Source organism: Halolamina salina, from assembly GCF_054653455.1.
Window position 1 is genome coordinate 2,552,669 of sequence record NZ_BAAIGE010000002.1, and the last position, 20,631, is coordinate 2,573,299.

The window sequence follows — 20,631 nt, forward strand, 5'->3', positions numbered from 1 at the left end:
GACGGGGCGACGACCGCTCGTACCTGCCCAGCGGCGATCGACTGTGACTGGTTCTTTCGGTAGGGGTGGTAAATACGTTACGACAGCCGTGTTAGGGCTGCGGCGGCGCGCCGTCGTACGCGTCGCGGTCGCCGTAGAAGTTCAGCATCCCGAACTTCAGCTTCTCCGGGTTCATGTCGATGAGCTCGTCGCGCTCCTCCTCGGGGAACGTGTCCCGGACCGAGAACCGCCCCATGTCCGCGCGAGTGTAGCGCTTGTCCGCGAGCACGCGGACGCCGAAATCCTCCGGCGAGCGGATCACCCGCCCCAGCGCCTGCCGGGTCTTGCGGACCGTCGGAATCTCGACCGCGTAGCGCCAGCCGGCGTTGTCCCGGCCGCCGTAGGCGCGGTCGTAGGCGTCCTGGACGGCCTCCAGTCGGTCGTCGATGTGGGGGTAGGGGACGCCGACGACCACGACGGTCCGGGCGTCGTCGCCGTCGAAGCTCACTCCCTCCGCGAGCGTCCCCCACAGCGAGGTGAAAAGCGCCGCGTGCTCGCCCTCGACGAAGCGTTCGCGGAGTTCCTCGGTGTCCACGTCCGACCCGTCGAGCAACAGTTCCGCGTCGCCGGCGTCGGCGTCGCCGACGGCTCGCCCCCCGCCGCCGCCGAGGCGCTGGTAGTAGCGCTCGGCCTCGCTGTAGGACGGGAAAAAGAGCAGCGTGTTCCCGGGCGTGAACTCCACCACGTCCGAGACGAGCGCCGACACCGACTCCTGTACCTCGGGGTCGCCGCGGTCGCTGGCGAACAGTGCGGGGGTGCCGGCGGCGTACGTTCGGCGGTGCTCCTCGGGGTACTCCAGCCCGTACGCCATCGTCACGGGGTCGTCGAGGCCGAGCACGTCCGCGGCCACGTCGAACGGCCGGAGGGTCGCGGACATCAGCACGCTCGCGTACACCTCGTCGAACAGCGCCTCGGTCACGCGGCGGGGGATGCAGGTGTACAGTTCGGCGCGGCCGTAGATCTCGTCGGTTCCCTCGTCCCGGCGGACCGAGACCACTGGGTACTGGCCGAGTTCGGCGTTCTCCTCCATCCACGTCGCGACGAACCGGGCGGCCGCGAGCGTCGAACTCTCGGCGCGGGAGGTCGCCTCGCCGTTCTTGTACGCCTCCTCGTACTCCTCGTCGATCGCCTCGCCCAACTGGACTGCGAGCTCCGTCTCCGTCTCGATCCCCCGGCCCTCGTAGTTCCGCAGGAACGCGAGCGTGAGATCGTCGCGGGCGTCGTCGTTGGCGATCGATACGTCGTGCCAGTGCTCGTCGATCCCCTCGCGTTCGCCGTACTCGAACCCGTCCTCGTAGGCGTCGACCAGCGCGTCGCGGAACGCGCCGATCACGTTCTCGGCGGCGTCGGCCCGGGAGTCCTCGCGGTCGTCGAGTTCGTCGAGCGCGCTGTCGAGCGTGTTCTCGGTGAGGCTCCGGCTGGCGTGATCCCGCGCGGCGGACTCGATGTTGTGAGCCTCGTCGAACACCGTGACCACGCGCTCCGGCTCGCGGTCGAGCCACCGGAAGAACTGCTCGCGGATGTTGGGGTCGAGCAGGTGGTGGTAGTTACAGACCACGAGATCGACCGCCTCCATCCCTTCCTTCAGCAGTTCGTAGCCACAGAGCTGGTTCCGGTCGGCGTACTCGTAGATCTCCTCGGGCGTGCGGACGCCCTCGTACAGCCACTCGTAGAACTCCTCGTTGTCGCCGAGGAGGTTGTTCCGGTAGTGCTCGCAGACGTTGGCGCTCTCGACGTCCTCGATGCGGTCCTCGACCGCCTCCAACTCCTCCATCACCGCCTCGCGGCGTTGGGCGGCCGCGGCGTCGCCCTCGCGGCTGGCGTCGAGCAGTTCCCGCTGCTGGACCTCGAGTTCGCGCTTCTCGGCCTCGTCCTCGACCAGTTCGCGGGTGGTGTCACGCAGCGTCTGACACTCCTGATAGTCGACATCGATGTGACACATCGAGGACTTCCCCTTGAACACTACTGCGCGGATGTCCTCCTCGTCGTTGATCGCGCGGGCCTCCTCGACGAACTGGCGCATCTGCTGGTGGACGTTGGTCGTGATGACGACGGTGCGGTCCTCCTCACGGGCGTGCTCGAGCGCGGGCACGAGCGCCGAGAGCGTCTTGCCAGTCCCGGGTGCCCCCTCGAACAGCACGTCGTCGCCGTCGTCCAGCGCGGCGGCGATGCGAGTCATCGCCTCGCCCTGGTTGGGGTAGGGGCTGTCGTACGGGAAGAACCGTCGCGTCGTCTCTGCCACTACTGGGAGTGGGGCGTTCTCGGTCAAAAACTCTCGGGGCGAGGCCGGAAAACGTCGCGCCTGTGGCGCGACGGCAAACGGCCTCGTAGACGAGCGGCGAACGGAGTGAGCCGCGAGCAGGGAGAAGGGAATGAAAACGCGATCGACCCCTCGAAAACCGAAAAACGAACGACTACGGGACGCACTCCCGACGCCCGACGTTGAAAAAGAACGAGCGAAAACTCCCCGTGGGCTCGGCTCTCACACCCCTCCGTTTCGACTGGAGATCGCGCCGCCCGCTCAGAGCCCGAGTGCGGCCGACAGGCCCGGGCCGACGGCGACGAACACGAGCGTGATCCCGATCGCGGCCGCCGGGGGGATGGTGGCGTTGTCGTCGACGACGTAGCCCGCGACGACCGGTTTCACGCCGTCGGCCAGCGTCGCGCCCGCGGCGCCCGCGGCGGCGGCCGCGAGGCCGATCGGCAGCGGCGTCACCGCGGCGGTAAACGGCGCCGCCAGCGCGAAGCAAACGAGGAACATCACGCCGAGGACACCCGCCTGTTTGGCGCTGCCCGCGTCGTTGTCGCCCAGATAGCCCGAGACGGGGTCGCCGACGATGAGCATCAGCATCCCCGGGAGCGCCACCGCAGGGGTGAACACGAACGCCACGACCGTCTGGGAGTAGGCGTACAGCGCGTAGCCAGCGACGTTGTCGCGTTCGTACTCGCGGGCCAGCGTGTCGAACAGCGGCCACTCGTAGTCGAGCACGAGCCGGACGAACTCGAGCGCCGTGACCGCCAGCGAGAGCGCCACGAGCAGGAGGCGCACTTCCGGCCAGTCGACCACGCCGAGCAGGTACAGCGCGGGAATCCCCACCCCGGAGGCGTGGACGCCACGGCGCCCGAGTTCGCTCATTCGTCCGCGGTCTCGACCGTCTCGTACCGGCTCAGTACGGCCTCGAAGTCGGCGTCGCCGTCGCGCAGCGCCTCGAGCTGGCCGACCAGTTCCCCGACCGGGATGCGGGCCTGCGCGCCCGTGTCGCGGTCCCGGAGCGTGACGGTCGTGGGGTCGTCCTCCAGCCCGTCGCGGTCGACGGTGACACAGAACGGCGTGCCGACCTCGTCCTGCCGGCGGTAGCGCCGACCGATCGAACCCGAGTCGTCCCGGGTCGCGTCGAAGCCGGCGTCACGCAGCGTCGAGACCACGTCGCTGGCGGTGTCGAGCAGCGGCTCGTGGTTGCTGACCAGCGGGAACACCGCCACGTCCGTCGGCGCCATCTCGGGGGCGAGCGAGAGGTAGTCCCGGGGTTCGCCGCCGAGTTCGTCGCGCTGGAGCCCGTGATCGATTAGGGTGTAGACGGTCCGGTCCACACCGAAGGAGGGTTCGACGACGTGGGGGACGATGTGCTCGCCGGCCTCGGTCTCCTCGACGACCTCGAAGTTCGCCACGTCGGTGTCGACGGTGTACTCCTCGCCGTCGACGGCGACGGTCACTTCGTCGTCGTGGAACGCGTCGGGGTCGCGCTCGGCCAGCGCCGCGAGCGCCTCGGCGACCGCGCCGGCGTCGCCGCCGAACTCGGGACCGAGCGTCGACATGTCGGGGTCGACCGTCGGGCGTTCGACCGTGCGCGGCTCGTCGTACTGCTTGAACACGGTGAAGTTGTCGTCGCTGGCCTCGGCGTGTTTCGAGAGGTCGTAGTCGCTCCGGGTCGAGAAGCCGGCGATCTCGATCCAGTCGCCGCCGGCGCTCTCGACTTTCGCCTCGGCGTCCCAGCAGTCCGCGGCGTAGTGGGCGCGCTCGCCCGGGAGGTGCTGGCGGAAGCGCAGCTTCTCGGTGTCGACGCCGATCCGCTCGTACCACTCCTGGGCGACGCCGAGGTAGTAGGCGATCCACTCCGAGGAGATCACGTTCTGCTCGACAGCCTCGGCGACGGTCAACTCCTGATACCCCTCCGCGGCCGGCGCGTCCTCGGCCTGCTCGGGCGCGGGGTAGAGCCGGAGTTCGACGTCCGCGACCTTCTGGAGGTCGGGTTCGTCGGTCTCGGGGTCGATGAACGTCTCCAGTTCGGCCTGCGTGAGCTCGCGCACGCGGATCAGGCCACGGCGCGGCGAGATCTCGTTGCGGTACGCCTGGCCGATCTGGGTGACGCCGAAGGGGAGCTTCCCGCGGGCGTACTCCTTCAGCCGCGGGAACTCCACGAAGATGCCCTGAGCGGTCTCGGGCCGGAGGTAGCCCGGCTGGCCCGAGCCGGGACCGATGCTCGTCTCGAACATGAGGTTGAACTCCTCGACCGATTGGCCGCCGAGGTCGGCGCCACAGGCCGGGCAGGTGAGCTCGTGTTCGGCGATCAGGTCGGCGACCTCCTCGGGGTCGAGCGCCTCGGCGTCCTCGAGGTCGGTCGCGTCCTCGACGAGGTGGTCCGCGCGGTGGGACTCGCCACACTCCGCGCACTCGACGAGCATGTCGTCGAACGTGTCGAGGTGGCCCGACGCCTCGAAAACGGGCTCGGGCATGATCGTCGGCGCCGCGATCTCCTCGTTGTCCTCCTTGAGCGCGAAGCGGTCGCGCCAGGCGGCCTCGACGTTGCGCTTGAGCGCCGCGCCCTCCGGGCCGAACGTGTAGAAGCCAGCGGCGCCGCCGTAGGCCTCCGCCGAGGCGAAGAAGAAGCCGCGGCGCTTGGCGAGCTCGGTCACGTCGGCGTGTTCGCTCATCAGACTGCCTCCAGCAGGTGGACGTCCCGGAGCACGCCGGCGAGTTCGCCGCCGCTGACGACCGGGATCTGTTCGATGTCGTTCGTGATCATCAGCTGTGCGGCCTCGACGGCGGACTTGCGCTTCGAGACGGTCACCACGTCCTCGGTCATGAACGTCGAAACCGGCTCGTCGGGGAACTCGACGTTCCGCGTGGGGACGTAGCGGTTGCCGACCGACTGCACGCTCTCCCACTTCCAGTCCTCGTCGTCGCCGGCCATCGAGGCGCCGGCGTTCTCCTCGCCCTCGACGACCTCGGCGACGGCGACGATGTCGACCTCGGTGAGCATCCCCGTCATCTCCGCGTCGTCGCCGAGGACGACCGTGTACGGCACGTCCGCGAGGCCGATCTCGCGCTCGGCGACCGGGAGCGGCGTCCCGGCGTAGGTGGTGTTGACCGTCCCGTTACAGAGGCCCCCAACGTCGGCCTCGGTGCCGACCTCCTCGCGGGCGAGCGCGTGGATCACGTCCGTGATGGTGACGATCCCCACGAGCGTCCCGTCGTCGGTGGCGTCGACGACCGGGACGCGACGGGTGCCCGCCGAGAGCATCAGCGCCGCGAGCTCGTGGAGCGTCGCGTCGGCGGTCGTGGTCGGGACCTCGCGCATCAGCATCGCGAGGTCGTCCTCGTCGGGGTGTTCGATCAGGTCGTCCCGGGAGACCAGCCCCCGGTAGCGCTCGCCCGCCTCGGTGTCGCGGACGACGGGAACGGAGGAGAACTTCCGTTCCTGCAGGTACTCGAGGGCGTCGTCGCGCGAGCCCGGGAGCGAGACAGTCACGAGGTCTTCCGCGGGCGTCATGGCGTCGGCAACCTTCATGGGTTTCCCTTCTCTTGGCCCCCTCTTGTACTCTGCGAAGGTGTGCGCGGTACTGGCAGCCGCGTATTCCGAAGGTGTGCGCGGCGATGGCAGCCGCGTATTCCGAAGGTGACACCCCGAACACGGATGCCGAACGCGTGTCCGGCTCTGACGGACACGAACCCCCTCGAGCACGGGGAAGGCGGCCGTGTGAACCCTCCTCAATGTTTCGACGGGTTTATATCGCTGTGCGTGGGATAGTGTACCATGGCACCGGGCACGGTTCACGGCGGCGACGACGTGATGGGCTCGCTGGACGACGCCGAGTTCGTTATCGCGGATCTCGGCCGGGAGGAGGCCTGGATCTCGGTAGCCGAGGCCGACGCGCCGGTCGTCGAGGAGTGGGCGTAACGGCCACGCCCGTTCTCGACCGTCGATCCGCCGTTTTTCCGCCCGCTTCGAACGCCGAGCAGTCACGGGACCGTGAACTCCCCTTCCGTCGCTCGATTCCGAACGGGAGCGCCGGACGCCGTCGTTCGAGCGGGAGCGAGGCGGCAGGGGTGAGGTTTTTGTCCTCGTCGCTGCTGTACTTCCGTATGGATTACCGCGAACTCTCGCCCGACCGCGAGTTCCTCGCGCGGCTCGAGACCGGCGCCGACTGGCGCGAGGAGATCGAGTCGCTGGCGGTCGAGGAGGACGTCGACGCGGCGTGGTTCAACGCGATGGGCGCGGTGCAGGACGCCGTCGTCTGGTTCTACGACCAGCAGGCGGGCGAGTACGAGTCCGTCGAGTTCGAGGAGCCGCTGGAGGTCGCGGCCTGCATGGGCAACGTCTCCTACCTCGACGGCGAGCGGTTCGCGCACACCCACGCCGTGCTCTCGCGGCCGAGCGGGCAGGCGCTCGCGGGCCATCTCGACGCCGGCACGGTGTTCGCGGGCGAGGTGTACATGCGGACGTTCGAGGAACCGCTGGAGCGGGAACACGACGAGGAGACCGATCTGGACCTCTGGCTGTGACCCCGACACTCCGAGGTGAGAAGCGGTGAGAGACGACGACGAGCGGTACTTCGAGCGGCTGGAGGACCAGCTCGACGACGCGTTCGAGCGCGCGGAGGCCGCCCGCGAGCAGGGCCGGGACCCAAAGACGGAGATCGAGATCCCGACCGCGCGGGACATGGCCGACCGCGTCGAGAACATCCTCGGCATCCCCGGCGTCGCCGAGCGCGTCCGGGAACTCGAAGGACAGATGAGCCGCGAGGAGGCCGCGCTCGAACTCGTCGAGGACTTCGTCGACGGCAACGTCGGCGACTACGACAGCCGCGAGGGGAAGATCGAGGGCGCGGTCCGAACCGCGGTCGCCCTCCTCACGGAGGGTGTCGTCGCCGCGCCGATCGAGGGCATCGACCGCGCGGAACTACTGGAAAACGACGACGGGACGGAGTTCGTCAACGTCTACTACGCCGGCCCGATCCGCTCCGCAGGTGGGACCGCACAGGCACTGTCGGTGCTCGTCGCCGACTACGCCCGCTCGCTGCTCGGGATCGAGGAGTTCCACGCCCGCGACGACGAGATCGAACGTTACGCCGAGGAGATCGCGCTGTACGAGAAGGAGACCGGCCTCCAGTACACGCCGAAGGACAAGGAGACGAAGTTCATCGCCGAGCACATGCCGATCATGCTCGACGGCGAGGCGACCGGCGACGAGGAGGTCTCCGGCTTCCGCGACCTCGAGCGCGTCGACACCAACTCCGCCCGCGGCGGGATGTGTCTCGTCATGGCCGAGGGGATCGCGCTGAAGGCGCCGAAGATCCAGCGCTACACCCGCCAGCTCGACGAGGTCGACTGGCCGTGGCTGCAGGACCTCATCGACGGGACGTACTACGACGAGGGCGGCGACGCTGCGGACGACGAGGACGCGGAAGACGAGGAGGAAGCGGAGGCCGAGGACGACGAAGAGGAAACCGAGTCCGAGGGGCCGGTCCGGCACGAGCCCGCGACGAAGTACCTCCGGGACCTGATCGCCGGGCGGCCGGTGTTCAGCCATCCCTCCGAGTCCGGCGGCTTCAGGCTCCGGTACGGCCGGGCCCGCAACCACGGCTTCGCGACCGCCGGCGTCCACCCCGCGACGATGCATCTGGTCGACGACTTCCTCGCGACGGGGACCCAGATCAAGACTGAGCGGCCGGGGAAGGCCGCCGGCATCATCCCGGTCGACTCGATCGAGGGGCCGACCGTCCGCCTCGCGAACGGCGACGTGCGGCGGATCGACGACCCCGAGGAGGCGCTGGAGATCCGCAACGGCGTCGACGAGATCCTCGACCTCGGCGAGTACCTCGTCAACTTCGGCGAGTACGTCGAGAACAACCACCCGCTCTCGCCGGCCTCCTACGCCGTCGAGTGGTGGGAACAGGAGTTCGACGACGCCGGCGCGGACGTGCAGGCGCTCCGGGACGACCCACACGTCGACCTCGACGACCCCGGCCCCCGAACCGCGCTGGACTGGGCCGACCGCTACGACTGCCCGCTCCATCCGGAGTACACCTACCTCTGGCACGACATCTCCGTCGCTGAGTACGACGCGCTCGCGGCCGCGGCGGCCGACGGCGAGATCGCGGACGACGAACTCCGACTGCCGCGGAGCGACGACGTGCAGCGCGCGCTGGAACGGCTGCTGGTCGAGCACACCGCGACCGAGGAGACGCTGGTCGTGCCGGAGTACCGCCCGCTGCTGCGCTCGCTGGGCGTGACGACGGAACTGGAGCGGGAGTGGACTCCCGCGGACCTGAGCGAGCGCGCGCGAACGTGGGGCGCCGACGCGGCGGCGAAGGACGAGGCAGTCGCGGACGGCGGGATGGCGGTCCGGGACGACTCAAGCGACTCGGTCCCCACAGAATCGGCCGCCGACACGTCGAGAGAGTCGCCCCCGCTGCCCGGGACGAACGCGATCGAGGCGGTGAACGAGATCGCCCCCTTCACCGTTCGGGAGCGCGCCCCCACCCGGATCGGGAACCGGATGGGCCGCCCGGAGAAGTCCGAGAGCCGGGACCTCTCGCCGGCGGTCCACACGATGTTCCCGATCGGCGAGGCCGGCGGCAGCCAGCGCGACGTGGCCAAAGCCGCCACAGAGCGCACCGCCGCCGGCCGGGGACAGATCGAGGTCAGCCTCGGCGAGCGCGAGTGCCCGAACTGCGGCGAGCACACCTACGAGAACCGCTGTCCGGAGTGTGAGACGCACACGGAGCCGTACTACGAGTGCGACGACTGCGGCGTCGAGGTCGAACCGGACGAGTCCGGCCGCGTCGTCTGCCCGCGCTGTGAGTGGGAGGTCGAGAGCCCCGAGGAGCGCACCATCGACCTCAACTCCGTGTACCACGACGCGCTCGAGAACATCGGCGAGCGCGAGGGGAGCTTCTCGATCCTGAAGGGCGTGCAGGGGCTGATGTCGGCGAACGAGACCCCCGAACCGATGGAGAAGGGGATCCTCCGAGCCAAACACGACGTCTCGTCGTTCAAGGACGGGACCGTGCGCTACGACATGACCGACCTGCCGGTCACCTCGGTCCGGCCCGAGGAACTGGACACCACCGCCGCGGAGTTCCGCCGGCTCGGCTACGAGACCGACATCGACGGCGAGCCGCTGGAGCACGACGACCAGTTGGTCGAACTCAAGGTGCAGGACATCGTGCTCCCCGACGGCGCCGCCGAGCACATGATGCGTACGGCGGACTTCGTCGACGACCTGCTCGAACGCTTCTACGGGCTGGAGCCGTTCTACGAGGTCGAGGAGCGCGACGACCTGGTCGGCGAACTCGTGTTCGGGATGGCGCCGCACACCTCCGCGGCGGTCGTGGGGCGCGTCGTGGGGTTCACGAGCGCCGCCGTCGGGTACGCGCATCCGTACTTCCACGCTGCGAAGCGGCGCAACTGCGACGGCGACGAGGACTGCGTCATGCTGCTGCTCGACGGCCTGCTCAACTTCTCGAAGGAGTTCCTGCCCGACCAGCGCGGCGGCCGGATGGACGCCCCGCTGGTGATGTCCTCCCGGATCGACCCCTCGGAGATCGACGACGAGGCGCACAACATGGACATCGTCCGGCAGTACCCCAAGGAGTTCTACGAGGCCACCCTCGAGATGGCCGACCCCGAGGAGGTCGAGGAGCTGATCCAGATCGGCGAGGACACGCTCGGCACCGACGACGAGTACCACGGGTTCGACCACACCCATGACACCACCGACCTCGCGCTCGGGCCGGACCTCTCGGCGTACAAGACCCTCGGCGACATGGAGACGAAGATGGACGCCCAACTCGAACTCTCCCGGAAGCTCCGGGCCGTCGATCAGACCGACGTGGCCGAGCGCGTGATCGAGAACCACTTCCTGCCGGACCTGATCGGGAACCTCCGGGCGTTCTCCCGGCAGGAGACGCGCTGTCTCGACTGCGGCGAGAAGTACCGCCGGGTGCCGCTGACCAGCGACTGCCGGGAGTGCGGCGGCCGGATGACGCTGACCGTCCACCGCGGCTCCGTGAACAAGTACATGGACATCGCCGTCGAGGTCGCCGAGGAGTACGGCTGCCGGGACTACACGAAACAGCGGTTGGAGGTGCTGGAGCGGTCGCTGGAGTCGATCTTCGAGAACGACAAGAACAAACAGAGCGGGATTGCGGATTTCATGTAGGATACGGCGAGGATATCCTCGTTTTTGGTCTCGGTTCTGCTTTTCGCGACGGCGACTTCTGCGACGGCGACTTCTGCGACGGCGACTTCTGCGACGGCGACTTCTGCGACGGCGACTTCTGCGACGGCGACTTCTGCGACGGCGACTTCTGCGACGGCGACTTCTGCGACGGCGACTTCTGCGACGGCGACTTCTGCGACGGCGACTTCTGCGACGGCGACTTCTGCGACGGCGACTTCTGCGACGGCGACTTCTGCGACGGCGACTTCTGCGACGGCGACTTCTGCGACGGCGACTTCTGCGACGGCGACTTCTGCGACGGCGACGGCATCTCGACACTAGACCTCTTGTGACCGCAACCGCCCCGCACAGCCCACAAACCTCCCCAGCCGACTCGCTCCCTGCGGTCGCTCGTCCCTCGCGCGCTCGTTCGCGCCGTCGCGCTCACGTCGCGCGCCGACCGCCACAGCGGTGCGGTGGCGGTGGACGCCTCGCGGCCGTCGACGAGAGCGAAGCTCTCGTCTGCCAATCAGAAATCTCTGATTTCTGATGACGGCGACGGTCGCCGGCCGCGGGGGGAGGGGACTCGGCACTGCACCGGGCTTCATGCGAGGCGCTCTGCGGTCGCAAGTGGTCAAGCATCGAGATGCGGTTGCTGCTTGCTGATCGTCCTAACCGAAGAACCACCCAAAGAAAACCAATCGACCCGAACGCCAGCTACTCCATATACCCCAGATCCTGCAGCCGCTCCTGAATCTCCTCGTCCATCTCCTCCACCGAGTCGTCGCTGACCTCACCCGCAGCAGCGCTCGTCCACGCGCCGCCGATCTCGGTCTCGAAGATCGCCAGTTCGCCTTCCACCTCATCGATCGCTTCGTCATCCGAATCCGCGAGGTTCTCCGTCTCGCCGGGGTCCTCGTCCAGCCGATAGGCCTCGTCCTCGATCCGGTCGATCCGGACGTACTTCGCGTCGGCCCGGCGCGCCGCGCGCATCCGCGCGTAGAACCGCGAGTCCTCGTCGAGCTCGATCCCGGCGTCGGCGGCCTTCTCCTCCAGCTGCTTGAGTTCGACCACCGGGCGCGAGTACTCGATAAATCCGGTCTCGCCCGACGGCGCGGCCTGCTGGGCCGGGTCCGGGTCGTCGGCCCGGTCGAACTCGCGGTAGGAGTCCGAGAGCAGCGAGCGCGTGGGGTCGAGCGCGACTGCCTCCTCCTCGGTCGCCGTCGCGGTCGCGTCGGCGTCGAACGTGTCGAGCACGGTGTGGTAGAGGTCGAGCAGTTCGACCGTATCCTCACGGCGGTCCGCGTCCAGTTCGGGGTGTTTCACCATCAGCGGGACGTTCACGAGGGGATCGTACAGCCCGAACTCGTGGCCGTAGAGACCGTGCTCGCCGTGGAGTTCGCCGTGGTCCGCGCAGACCACGACCGCGGTGTCGTCCCAGCGGCCCGTCTCCTTCAGCCAGTCGAACAGCCGGGTGAGCTGGCTGTCGATGTGGGCGATCTCGGCGTCGTACAGCCCGCGGATGTCGTCCCACTCCTCGTCGTCGATCTCCTGTGCGCCGGAGTTGTAGAGTTTCGAGTTCTGGCAGACCTCGTTCGAGTCGACGCCGGGGGCGAACTCCTCGCGGAACTCCTCCGGCGGGTGGTACGGCAGGTGGGCGTCCATGAGGTTGATGAAGGAGAACCACCCGTCGCCATCGCCCGATTCCGCGTCCTCGACGAACTGCTTGGTGCGGTCGATCACTCGCGGCGTCTTGGAGTCTGCGCCCTCGCCCGAACTCAGGTACTCGTGGGCGGTGTTGCCCGCGCTGACGATCATGTCCGCCAGCTTCCGGAGCCGGGGGTTGTCGTTGAGCACCTGCCACATGCGGGCGAGCGGGCCAGAGAGCAGGTCGCCCGGCATCACCTCGAAGAAGTTGTCCTGATCGTCGAAGCCGTCGGTGAGGTGGGTGTAGGGAGTGATCCAGGCGTTCGAGGAGTAGCAAGCGGTGTCGTGGCCCGCCGCCGAGAGCGACTGAGCGAGCGTCGTCGCCCCTTCGAGGTAAGGGTTCTCCTGATCGGCGCCGTGGCGGGAGGGGTACATCCCCGTGAAGATGGAGGCGTGGACCGGGAGCGTCCACGGCGCGGGCGCGACGGCGTTGTCGAACACGGTCGCCTCCTCGGCGAACGCGTCGAGGCCGGGCGTCGTGTCACGGTCGTAGCCGTACGGGCCGAGGTGGTCCTTCCGGACCGTGTCCATCACCACGAAGAGGACGTTCTCGGGCGAGCCGCTGGTCATACCCCGAGTAGTGGCTGTTGGGCGGATAAGTTTCCTGTTCCGTGCCGACCGCCGGTCCCCGACGACAGCCGCCGGCTACTCGACTCGCGCCCGGCCGCTGGTCGCGGACTGGATGCGATCGCGCAGGTCGTCGCTCTCGGTGACCGGGACCGACACGTCGAAGCTGACCTCGGCCTCGTACGCGGCGTCGAACTCGCAGTCGGCGCCCTCGAGCAGCCCCCGAACCGTCCCGGAGTCGTCGTAGTCGACGGTGACGGTGAAGCGGTGGCGCGGCTGGACCTCGGTGACGCCGGCGTCGTCGACGGCTTCCTTCACTGCGCGGGAGTAGGCGCGGGCCAGCCCGCCAACGCCGAGATTCGTCCCGCCGTAGTAGCGCGTCACGACCGCGACGACGTTCCGGATCTCGCGCTGCTGGAGCACGTTCAGCGCGGGCTTGCCCGAGGAGCCAGTCGGCTCGCCGTCGTCGCTCTGGTACTCCCGGATCATGACCTCGTTCACGCGGTCCGGCGAGGTCTCGCCCGCGGGGACGCGGTACGCCGGGACGTTGTGGGTGGCGTCGTCGTACTCCGCGTCGACGGCGTCGACGAACGCCTCCGCGGCCTCGACGGTGTCGACGCGGTCGACGTGGCCGATGAACTCCGAGCCGCGGATCTCGAAGCGGGCCTCCCCGCGGCCGGCGACGGTGCGGAACGGCTCCATCTCAGAAGCTCACTTCCCGGACGTGCGGCAGGTCGTGGACCCGCTTCAGCAGGTCGCCGGACGGTTCGTCGTCGAGGATCAGGTACAGCATCGGCTCGTCGGCGAACTCCGGGTCGTCCGAGAGCACCTGCCGGATCGAGTGCCCCTCCTCGGCGACGATCTCGGTGACGCGGGCGACGATGCCCGCGGCGTCTGCGTCGGTCGGTTTGACCCGGACGACGGTGAAGTCGAGCACGGGCGCGAGATCCATCAGGCTCGGCACCGCCGAGATGTTCTGGAAGATGTCCCGGAGCTCGTCGTCCGCCAGTAGCGCCTCCGTGGTGGAGTCGACGACGCGGCGATCGACGCCGACCTCCCGGGCGATCTGCGTGTCGGGGATCTCGATGCCGCCGGAGACGACCCGCCCCTCGTCGTTGATCGAGAAGCCGCGTTCGAGCAGCAGACGCACCACCGCCTGCTGGGAGGGCGACCCCTCGAACTTCTCCATGATCTCGTCGAACACGTTACCGTGAAAGGGGGCGCGGCAGGGTTAAAGTCACTCTCCTCGCTCGGCGGCCGATCGGGCGGGCGTGTTCCCGGCCGCGCGGTCGATCTGACAGTCGATGCAGCGGTCGTCCTCGTAGCAGTGCTCGACGCCGTGTGGGCAGTCCCACGCCGACTCCTCGGCGGAGAGTCGGCGCTTCTCGCGTTCCCACGCGCGCTCCCACTCCTCGATCGTCCCGTTGCGCTCGGAGTGGTAGACGACCTCGTCGTCCTGCAGGATCTTCGCCTCCTCGAACTCGCTCGCGGCTTTCACGGTCGCGACGGCGTCGGCGATCGACGTGACCGACTCGCTCTCGACGCCGTGGCGTCGGAACAGCTTGACGACGATCGAGCGGCCGGTGGTCTCGGTCGGCGGGATGTCCACGGTATCCGAGGTCGTCGCTCGCCGGCCTTAAGCGGCGGGTCGGCCCACACGACACAGATTTTTCCCCGGCGGGGGCGACACCCGACCATGGCCGACCTCCAGTCGTGTTACTTCTGTGGCGCGCCCGACGAACTCGGGGAGTACGCGGTGGTCCCGCCCCGCCTCGGCGGCGGCGACCGCTCGGTAGCGCTCTGTCCGGACTGCAAGACGAAACTGCTGCGCGTGATGGAGCCGCTGATCGAGCGGGCCGAAGGCGGCGACGGAGCGAGTGCGGAGGCAGCCGACGCGGCGGACGACTCGACCGCAGCGCAGTCCACGACGGGCGCGCACAGCGATCCCGGTCCCGCGACGGGCGGGGTCACGATGAGTTCGGGCGGGAGTCCGGAGTCGGGCGGTGGCGGTGAGGGGGGTGGTGGTGAGGCAGGTGTCGGTGAGGCGGGTGGCGATGGAACAGGCGACGGTGCGGGGTCGCGACCCGGTACCGGGGAGGGGACGCCCCCGAGCTACCGCCGGGCGATGCGGATGCTCTCGAACCGGCCGTTCCCGATCGAGCGCAGCGAGGCGGAGTCGATGCTGGCGAACGCCTACGACCTCGAACGCGAGGAGATCGACGCGGTGCTCTCACACGCGGCGTCGGAGGGACGGCTCGTCGTCGAGGACGGGGAGATACGGGAGCCTTAGAGCGTCTCCTTCGTGCTCGGGGTGTCGCTCCGGCGCTCGTCCAGCCGGGTGGCGTCGTCGAGCGCGCGGGCGAGTCCCTTGAACAGGGCTTCGACCTCGTGGTGGGCGTTGTCGCCCTCGATCTCACAGTGGAGCGTGAGGCCGGCGTGCTGGCCCAGCGAGCGCGCGAAGTGGCGGGCGAGCACGCTGGTGAACTCGCCGACCGTCTCCTGCGAGAACGCGCCGTCGAACCGGAAGTACGGGCGACCGGAGACGTCGACGACGACGCTCGCCTGCGCCTCGTCCATCGGGACGCGGCGGTCGGCGAACCGGCGGATGCCCGAGCGATCCGCGAGCGCCTCGTCGAACGCCTGCCCGAGGACGATCCCCACGTCCTCGACCGTGTGGTGGTCGTCGATCTCGAGGTCGCCGTCGCAGGTCAGTTCGAGGTCGAACAGGCCGTGCCGGGCGAAGGCGTCGAGCATGTGGTCGAGGAAGCCGATCCCGGTGTCGACCTCGCTGTCGCCGCTCCCGTCGAGCGTGAGCGTGCAGTCGATCTCGGTCTCGGCCGTCTCCCGGGCGACGGTCGCGTGCCGGTCGGTCATGGTTGGGAGGGCGTTCCGTGGGGGCAAAGCGGTTGTGGAAGGGTGGAGTAGTGGTGTTCGGTGTCTCGACCGCCGAGTTCGGTGTTTCAACGGCAAACAGGACCGCCGAATTCGGTGACCTGACCGCAAACACGACCGCGGAGTGGGCTAGACCACTTGCGACCGCCCCGCACAGCCCTCAGGCCTCCCCAGCCGACTCCTTCCCTCACGTCCGTTCGGTCGGTCGTCCCTCGCGCGCTCGTTCGCGCACGGAGGCGCTCACGTCGCGCGCCGACCGCCACAGCGGTGCGGTCGCGGTGGACGCCTCGCGGCCGGCACCGGTCGCCGGCCGCGGGGGGGGGTGGGGACTCGGTGCTGCGCCGGACCTCGTGTCCGGCGCACTGCGGTCACAAGTGGTCTACGATCGAGATGCTGTCGCGCTTGCCGTTCCAGTAGCCAACGAACGAAACACCGACGAACCAACCCCAGAATCAGACCTCCATCGCCTCAGCAAGCGAAAACCGACCTTCGTACAGCGCCGTCCCCACCACCACCGCCGCCGCCCCAGACTCCCGAAGCTCACCCACGTCCGCCAAATCAGTGACCCCGCCGCTCGCGACAACCGGAATCTCCACCGCATCGACCACTCTTTCCACCGCCTCGCGGTCGATCCCCGAGAGCTGTCCCTCCACGTCGACGTTGGTGAACAGCACCGAGCCCGCGCCCAGTTCCTCATAGCGCGCCGCGGCCTCGGCCGGATCGAGTCCGGTTCCCTCGGTCCAGCCCGAGACGACGACCTCCCCCTCCTTCGCGTCGAGGCTAACCATCACGCTCCCCGGATGCGTCTCCGAAATCTCCTCGACGATTTCGGGGTTCTCGACCGCCGCGGTGCCGAGGATCACGCGATCGACGCCGGCGTCGAGCAGCGAGGTGGCGTCCTCGACGGTCCGAATCCCGCCGCCGACCTGGACGTCCACGTCCTCGCCCGTCGCGTCGACGATCGCTTCGATCGCGTCGGCGTTCTCCCGGTCGCCCTCGAACGCGCCGTCAAGGTCGACGAGGTGGAGGGTTTCGGCGCCCTCGTCCAGCCAGCGCTCCGCGGCGGCGACGGGGTCGCCGTAGCGTTTCCCCGAGTCGCGCTCGCCGGCGACGAGCTGGACCGCCTCGCCGTCCTGTACGTCCACCGCGGGGATCACCTCGAACGTCGGGAACTGGCTCACGCCCGGGGCTGGGGACGCCGCTCGCTTAGCCGTGCCGGAACCGGGGGCCGGTCGGTATCCTTTTCCGCCCCCCTCGCCGAGAGATTCCCGTGCCACAGGAGTCCCATCGACGGCTCGTGGAGGAACTCACGAGCCGGGGGTACAACGCCGAGCGCGAGGCGGTGACGCTGCTCGCGAACGCCGGCGAGCCCGAACTCGCCGCCGAAGCCGCCGCCGAGGCGGCCGGCGACGCGTTCGTCGTCACGGTCGAGCACGCCCGCGAGGCGCTCGACAGCGCGCTGCTCGACCCCGCCCCCGAGAGCGAGGCGACTCCCGACGAACCCACCCCGCCGGAGGCCAGCGAGGGCGCCCCCGACCTCGCCGAACAGGCGCCGACGGACATGAATGCCGGGAACGACCCGACGCCCGCGGACGAACTGCTCACGGGCGAGGACGGAAGCGGCGATCCCGACGTTTCGACTGGAGCCAAAAATTCTGAAAATCGGCAGACTGAATCCGTATCCGGAGTCGAAACGGAGGGGTCAGCGGGCGCGAGTGCGGGCGAAGGGGGAGCAGCAGACGACGGCGGGACGACCGCCGACGCCGAGAGCCAGCCACCGACGACCGCCGACGCGATCGGCGACCGCTCGCCGCCGGCCCCCGACATCCGCAACGACGTGACCGGCCGATCGACGGGCACCGGCGAGTACGAGGAGTTCGTCGGGACGTTCCAGGACCGCTACGAGCGGCTCTCGGGGCTGCTCCGCCGGCGCGTGAACCACCGGCCCGCGGAGGCGATCCAGTCGATGCCCGGCGGCAGCGAGGCGGAGATGATCGGCCTCGTCGACGACATCCGCTCGACCGCCTCGGGCCACTGGATCGTCGAACTGGAGGACACCACGGGAACGTTCCCCTGCCTGATCATGAAGGACCGGGCCTTTGCACCGCTCGTCGACGACCTGCTGCTCGACGAGTGTCTCGCGGTGCAGGGGACGCTGGCCGACGACGGGGGGATCCTGTTCGTCGACTCGCTGCACTTCCCCGACGTGCCCCGGACCCACAAGCCCAACACCGCCGACCGCCACGTGCAGGCGGCGCTGATCTCCGACGTCCACGTCGGGAGTCAGGAGTTCGCACAGGAGGCGTGGGACCGCTTCGCCGACTGGCTCCACACCCCCGAAGCGGAGGCCGTGGAGTACCTCCTGATCGGCGGCGACATGGTCGAGGGCGTCGGCGTCTACCCGGATCAGGACGAGGAGTTGGACGTCGTCGATATCTACGAGCAGTACGAGGCGTTCTCGGAGCAGCTCAAGAAGGTGCCCGGCGACATGGAGATCGTGATGATCCCCGGGAACCACGACGCGGTCCGGCTCGCGGAGCCACAGCCCGCCTTTACGGAGGAACTCCGCGACATCATGAGCGCCCACGACGCGCGGTTCACGGGCAACCCCTCCACCGTCACCGTCGAGGGCGTCTCGGTGCTGATGTACCACGGCGTCTCGCTGGACGAGGTGATCGCCGAACTCCCCGAGGAGAAAGCCAGCTACGACCACCCGCACAAGGCGATGTACCAGCTCCTCAAGAAACGGCACGTCGCCCCGCAGTACGGCGGTCACACCCGCGTCGCCCCCGAGGAGAAGGACTACCTCGTGATCGACGAGGTGCCGGACGTGTTCCACACCGGCCACGTCCACAAGCTCGGCTGGGGGAAGTACCACAACGTGCTCGCCGTCAACTCGGGCTGCTGGCAGGAGCAGACCGCGTTCCAGAAGTCGGTCAACATCGACCCCGACTACGGCCACGCGCCGATCCTCGATCTGGACACGCTCGACATGACGGTGCGGAAGTTCGTGTAGGCCACACACGGAGGAACTGAACCGCCCGCGTTTATGCCGCTCGCGACCCCACAGCCGACAATGCCCATCGAGGACCGCGACCAGGCCAAGCTGGTCACGCACGCGCTGGCGAAGGACACGCTGTCACAGATCCGGGACGTAGAGACCGAGCAGGTCGGCTTCCGCAAAGGACTCGTCAAACTCGGCCGGATCTGCGGCTACGAGATCATCGACGGCGCGATGGAGACGGAGTACGTCCCCGTCGAGACGCCGCTGACGGAGACCACCGGCGAGCGCGTCAAGGGGCTTGACGACGTAGTGATCATCAACGTCCTCCGGGCGGCGACGCCCTTCGTCGAGGGGCTGCTCAAGGCGTTCCCCCGCGCGAAGCAGGGAGTCATCTCCGCCGGCCGCGACGAGGAGGCCGGGATGGGCGAGGACGGCACGTTCCCCATCAGCGTCGACTACAAGAAGCTGCCCGAGATCACCGCCGACGACACGGTCGTCGTCGCCGACCCGATGCTCGCGACGGGGTCGACGATGTGTACCGTGCTGGAGCACGTCCTCGACGCCGCCGTCGAGGGGCCCGAGGACCTGTTCGTGCTCTCGGCGGTGTCGGCGCCGGAGGGACTCGTCCGCGTCGACGAGGCGTTCCCGGAGGCCGACCTGCTGACCGTCTCGATCGACGACGGGCTCAACGACGAGGGGTTCATCGTCCCCGGGCTCGGCGACGCCGGGGATCGGTCGTTCCGGACGAACTGAGCGAGGGAGGCAAACGTCGCGCCGTACGGCGCGACGGCAAACTACCTCGGATACCGAACGGCGAGTGAAAACGAGCCGTGAGGTGGGGTGTTGGTTGGGAAACCGTCGGGACCGAACTACCGCCAGCGGTCGTAGGCGTAGAGCCCGCCGGCGGTCAGCAGTAGGACGATCCCCAGCGCCGCCACGCCGAGGCCGACGACGAAGCCGGCGAAGCCGGATCCGAAGTCGTCGACGTGGCCGTAGACGGAGACGCTGTACAGCGTCCCATCTTTCCGGACCGTGGTCGGGAGCTGATCGACGTAGGGGTCGTTCACGTACGGGCGGTAGCCCAGATCGTCGCCCGTGGAGTTGTCGATGATGCGGTCGACCGTGCGCTGTTCGCCCGCGGTGAGGTTCGCGTAACGCGGTGCCTGCGCGGCGATCGCGTCGGCGACGGGGCGCAGCGAGACGCTCTCCGCGCGGACGAGCGAGCCGTTCTCCTCGACCGTGAGCCGGTAGTAGCCGTCGGGGTCGGTGTTCTCGTTGGTGTCACGCACGAACGCGTACTCGCGGTCGATCTCGCGCAGATCCGCGCGGGCGTCGGGGTCGTCGACGGTGGCCGACCCCTCGCGCATGGCGGTCACCAGCGCGTCGAGCGTGGCGTTCGGCGCGCGGTACTCCTCGCCGTAGCGTGCGGTGAGCCGGTAGTCCGGGAGCGCGACCTCGTGGTCGTGAGCGCTGACGAGCCGTTTCTGGTCGGAGACGTTGTCGAGGTCGATCGGCTCGGCGACGTAGATTTGGGAGGTCTGTGCGGGCGGGGACGTGGCCTCCGCTGCCCAGCCGAGGTAGTACGGCGCCGGGAGGCAGAGCAGCCCGACGACGGCGAGCAGGAGGGCGACGCGGCGGGGATCCATCGGCCGAAAATCCCGGCGGTTCGGGTAAGTGCCTTCTGGGGCCTCAGGGCGACCAGTTACAGGCGGCGCCGTCGGCCAGCCCGTGCTCGTCGACGTAGGTGGTGAGGCAGGCGTAGTTGCAGAACGCCATCGGCTCGGCGTCCACGGCACCCTCGGCGACGTAGACGGGGTCGTGCTCCTCGACGGTCGAGTCGCAGTACACGCAGTCCATACGGAGGGTAAGGGATCGGGACCGATGGGCGTTACGGCGGAACCCCTTCGCTTCGGATCGAAACCGCAGCCGGGCAGCGCGTCTGACGAGCAGGTGAAGCCGCCCTCAGTAGCGCTCCGG

At 68.9% G+C, this 20,631-nt stretch carries 18 protein-coding genes; 6 read left to right on the forward strand and 12 right to left on the reverse strand.

Annotated features, from left to right (window positions below; translation table 11 throughout):
- Positions 1-91: 91 nt before the first annotated feature.
- The 4 genes from ACYQZ5_RS13640 to ACYQZ5_RS13655 all read right to left on the reverse strand — a co-directional run bounded on the left by ACYQZ5_RS13640 (position 92) and on the right by ACYQZ5_RS13655 (position 5,828).
- Complete coding sequence (locus ACYQZ5_RS13640; RefSeq protein ID WP_459846509.1) at positions 92-2,281, reverse strand: ATP-dependent DNA helicase; 2,190 nt, start codon at positions 2,279-2,281, stop codon at positions 92-94.
- 279 nt (positions 2,282-2,560) lie between these two features.
- Positions 2,561-3,175 carry a dolichol kinase gene (locus tag ACYQZ5_RS13645; protein WP_379817854.1) on the reverse strand — a complete coding sequence of 205 codons (615 nt, stop codon included), beginning with the start codon at positions 3,173-3,175 and terminating at the stop codon, positions 2,561-2,563.
- On the reverse strand, positions 3,172-4,971 hold the full coding sequence (glyS, locus tag ACYQZ5_RS13650; protein WP_379731240.1) for a glycine--tRNA ligase: 1,800 nt from the start codon (positions 4,969-4,971) through the stop codon (positions 3,172-3,174). Before glyS ends, ACYQZ5_RS13645 begins: the two co-directional genes overlap by 4 nt.
- A complete protein-coding gene (locus tag ACYQZ5_RS13655; protein ID WP_379731239.1) occupies positions 4,971-5,828 on the reverse strand; it encodes a CBS domain-containing protein in 858 nt (285 codons plus the stop codon). The genes glyS and ACYQZ5_RS13655 overlap by 1 nt, the downstream gene beginning before the upstream one ends.
- A gap of 246 nt (positions 5,829-6,074) precedes the next feature.
- Here ACYQZ5_RS13655 and ACYQZ5_RS13660 point away from each other — a divergent pair, with 246 nt between their 5' ends.
- The 3 genes from ACYQZ5_RS13660 to ACYQZ5_RS13670 all read left to right on the forward strand — a co-directional run bounded on the left by ACYQZ5_RS13660 (position 6,075) and on the right by ACYQZ5_RS13670 (position 10,484).
- The gene (locus ACYQZ5_RS13660; protein WP_202594626.1) at positions 6,075-6,218 is read left to right on the forward strand and encodes a DUF7556 family protein; all 144 of its coding nucleotides are present in this window, start codon (positions 6,075-6,077) and stop codon (positions 6,216-6,218) included.
- Positions 6,219-6,403: 185 nt separating this feature from the next.
- Positions 6,404-6,823, forward strand: coding sequence for a PPC domain-containing DNA-binding protein (locus ACYQZ5_RS13665; protein WP_379731238.1), 420 nt, complete (start codon positions 6,404-6,406; stop codon positions 6,821-6,823).
- Between the two features lie 25 nt (positions 6,824-6,848).
- Positions 6,849-10,484 carry a DNA polymerase II large subunit gene (locus ACYQZ5_RS13670; RefSeq protein WP_379731237.1) on the forward strand — a complete coding sequence of 1,212 codons (3,636 nt, stop codon included), beginning with the start codon at positions 6,849-6,851 and terminating at the stop codon, positions 10,482-10,484.
- Between the two features lie 717 nt (positions 10,485-11,201).
- Here ACYQZ5_RS13670 and ACYQZ5_RS13675 read toward each other — a convergent pair.
- The 4 genes from ACYQZ5_RS13675 to ACYQZ5_RS13690 all read right to left on the reverse strand — a co-directional run bounded on the left by ACYQZ5_RS13675 (position 11,202) and on the right by ACYQZ5_RS13690 (position 14,367).
- Positions 11,202-12,761, reverse strand: coding sequence for a sulfatase (locus ACYQZ5_RS13675; RefSeq protein ID WP_379731235.1), 1,560 nt, complete (start codon positions 12,759-12,761; stop codon positions 11,202-11,204).
- Positions 12,762-12,836: 75 nt separating this feature from the next.
- Entirely contained in the window at positions 12,837-13,460 is a 624-nt protein-coding gene (locus ACYQZ5_RS13680; protein WP_379731234.1) for an IMPACT family protein, read from the reverse strand.
- 1 nt (position 13,461) lies between these two features.
- Positions 13,462-13,962: a TrpY family transcription regulator gene (gene trpY / locus ACYQZ5_RS13685; RefSeq protein ID WP_379731233.1), complete on the reverse strand. Its 501-nt coding sequence runs from the start codon at positions 13,960-13,962 to the stop codon at positions 13,462-13,464.
- A gap of 33 nt (positions 13,963-13,995) precedes the next feature.
- Positions 13,996-14,367 (reverse strand): hypothetical protein, encoded by a 372-nt coding sequence (locus ACYQZ5_RS13690; RefSeq protein ID WP_379731232.1) that lies wholly within the window; start codon positions 14,365-14,367, stop codon positions 13,996-13,998.
- 87 nt (positions 14,368-14,454) lie between these two features.
- On the opposite strand from ACYQZ5_RS13690, the gene ACYQZ5_RS13695 reads away from it, so the two are divergent.
- Positions 14,455-15,048 carry a hypothetical protein gene (locus ACYQZ5_RS13695; protein ID WP_379731231.1) on the forward strand — a complete coding sequence of 198 codons (594 nt, stop codon included), beginning with the start codon at positions 14,455-14,457 and terminating at the stop codon, positions 15,046-15,048.
- Here ACYQZ5_RS13695 and hisB read toward each other — a convergent pair.
- Positions 15,045-15,632 (reverse strand): imidazoleglycerol-phosphate dehydratase HisB, encoded by a 588-nt coding sequence (hisB, locus tag ACYQZ5_RS13700; protein WP_379731230.1) that lies wholly within the window; start codon positions 15,630-15,632, stop codon positions 15,045-15,047. The genes ACYQZ5_RS13695 and hisB overlap by 4 nt on opposite strands.
- Positions 15,633-16,102: 470 nt before the next feature.
- Entirely contained in the window at positions 16,103-16,831 is a 729-nt protein-coding gene (gene hisA, locus ACYQZ5_RS13705; protein WP_379817860.1) for a 1-(5-phosphoribosyl)-5-[(5-phosphoribosylamino)methylideneamino]imidazole-4-carboxamide isomerase, read from the reverse strand.
- Positions 16,832-16,920: 89 nt separating this feature from the next.
- Between hisA and ACYQZ5_RS13710 the strand changes: the two genes are divergently transcribed.
- Both ACYQZ5_RS13710 and upp read left to right on the forward strand, forming a co-directional pair.
- Positions 16,921-18,666, forward strand: a complete 1,746-nt coding sequence (locus ACYQZ5_RS13710; RefSeq protein WP_459846518.1) for a DNA-directed DNA polymerase II small subunit — start codon at positions 16,921-16,923, stop codon at positions 18,664-18,666.
- Positions 18,667-18,726: 60 nt separating this feature from the next.
- The gene (upp, locus tag ACYQZ5_RS13715; protein ID WP_379731972.1) at positions 18,727-19,407 is read left to right on the forward strand and encodes a uracil phosphoribosyltransferase; all 681 of its coding nucleotides are present in this window, start codon (positions 18,727-18,729) and stop codon (positions 19,405-19,407) included.
- Between the two features lie 116 nt (positions 19,408-19,523).
- On the opposite strand, the gene ACYQZ5_RS13720 is transcribed toward upp, so the two are convergent.
- Complete coding sequence (locus tag ACYQZ5_RS13720; RefSeq protein WP_379731971.1) at positions 19,524-20,300, reverse strand: DUF7979 domain-containing protein; 777 nt, start codon at positions 20,298-20,300, stop codon at positions 19,524-19,526.
- Between the two features lie 43 nt (positions 20,301-20,343).
- Complete coding sequence (locus ACYQZ5_RS13725) at positions 20,344-20,511, reverse strand: hypothetical protein (protein ID WP_379731970.1); 168 nt, start codon at positions 20,509-20,511, stop codon at positions 20,344-20,346.
- Positions 20,512-20,631: the final 120 nt, after the last annotated feature.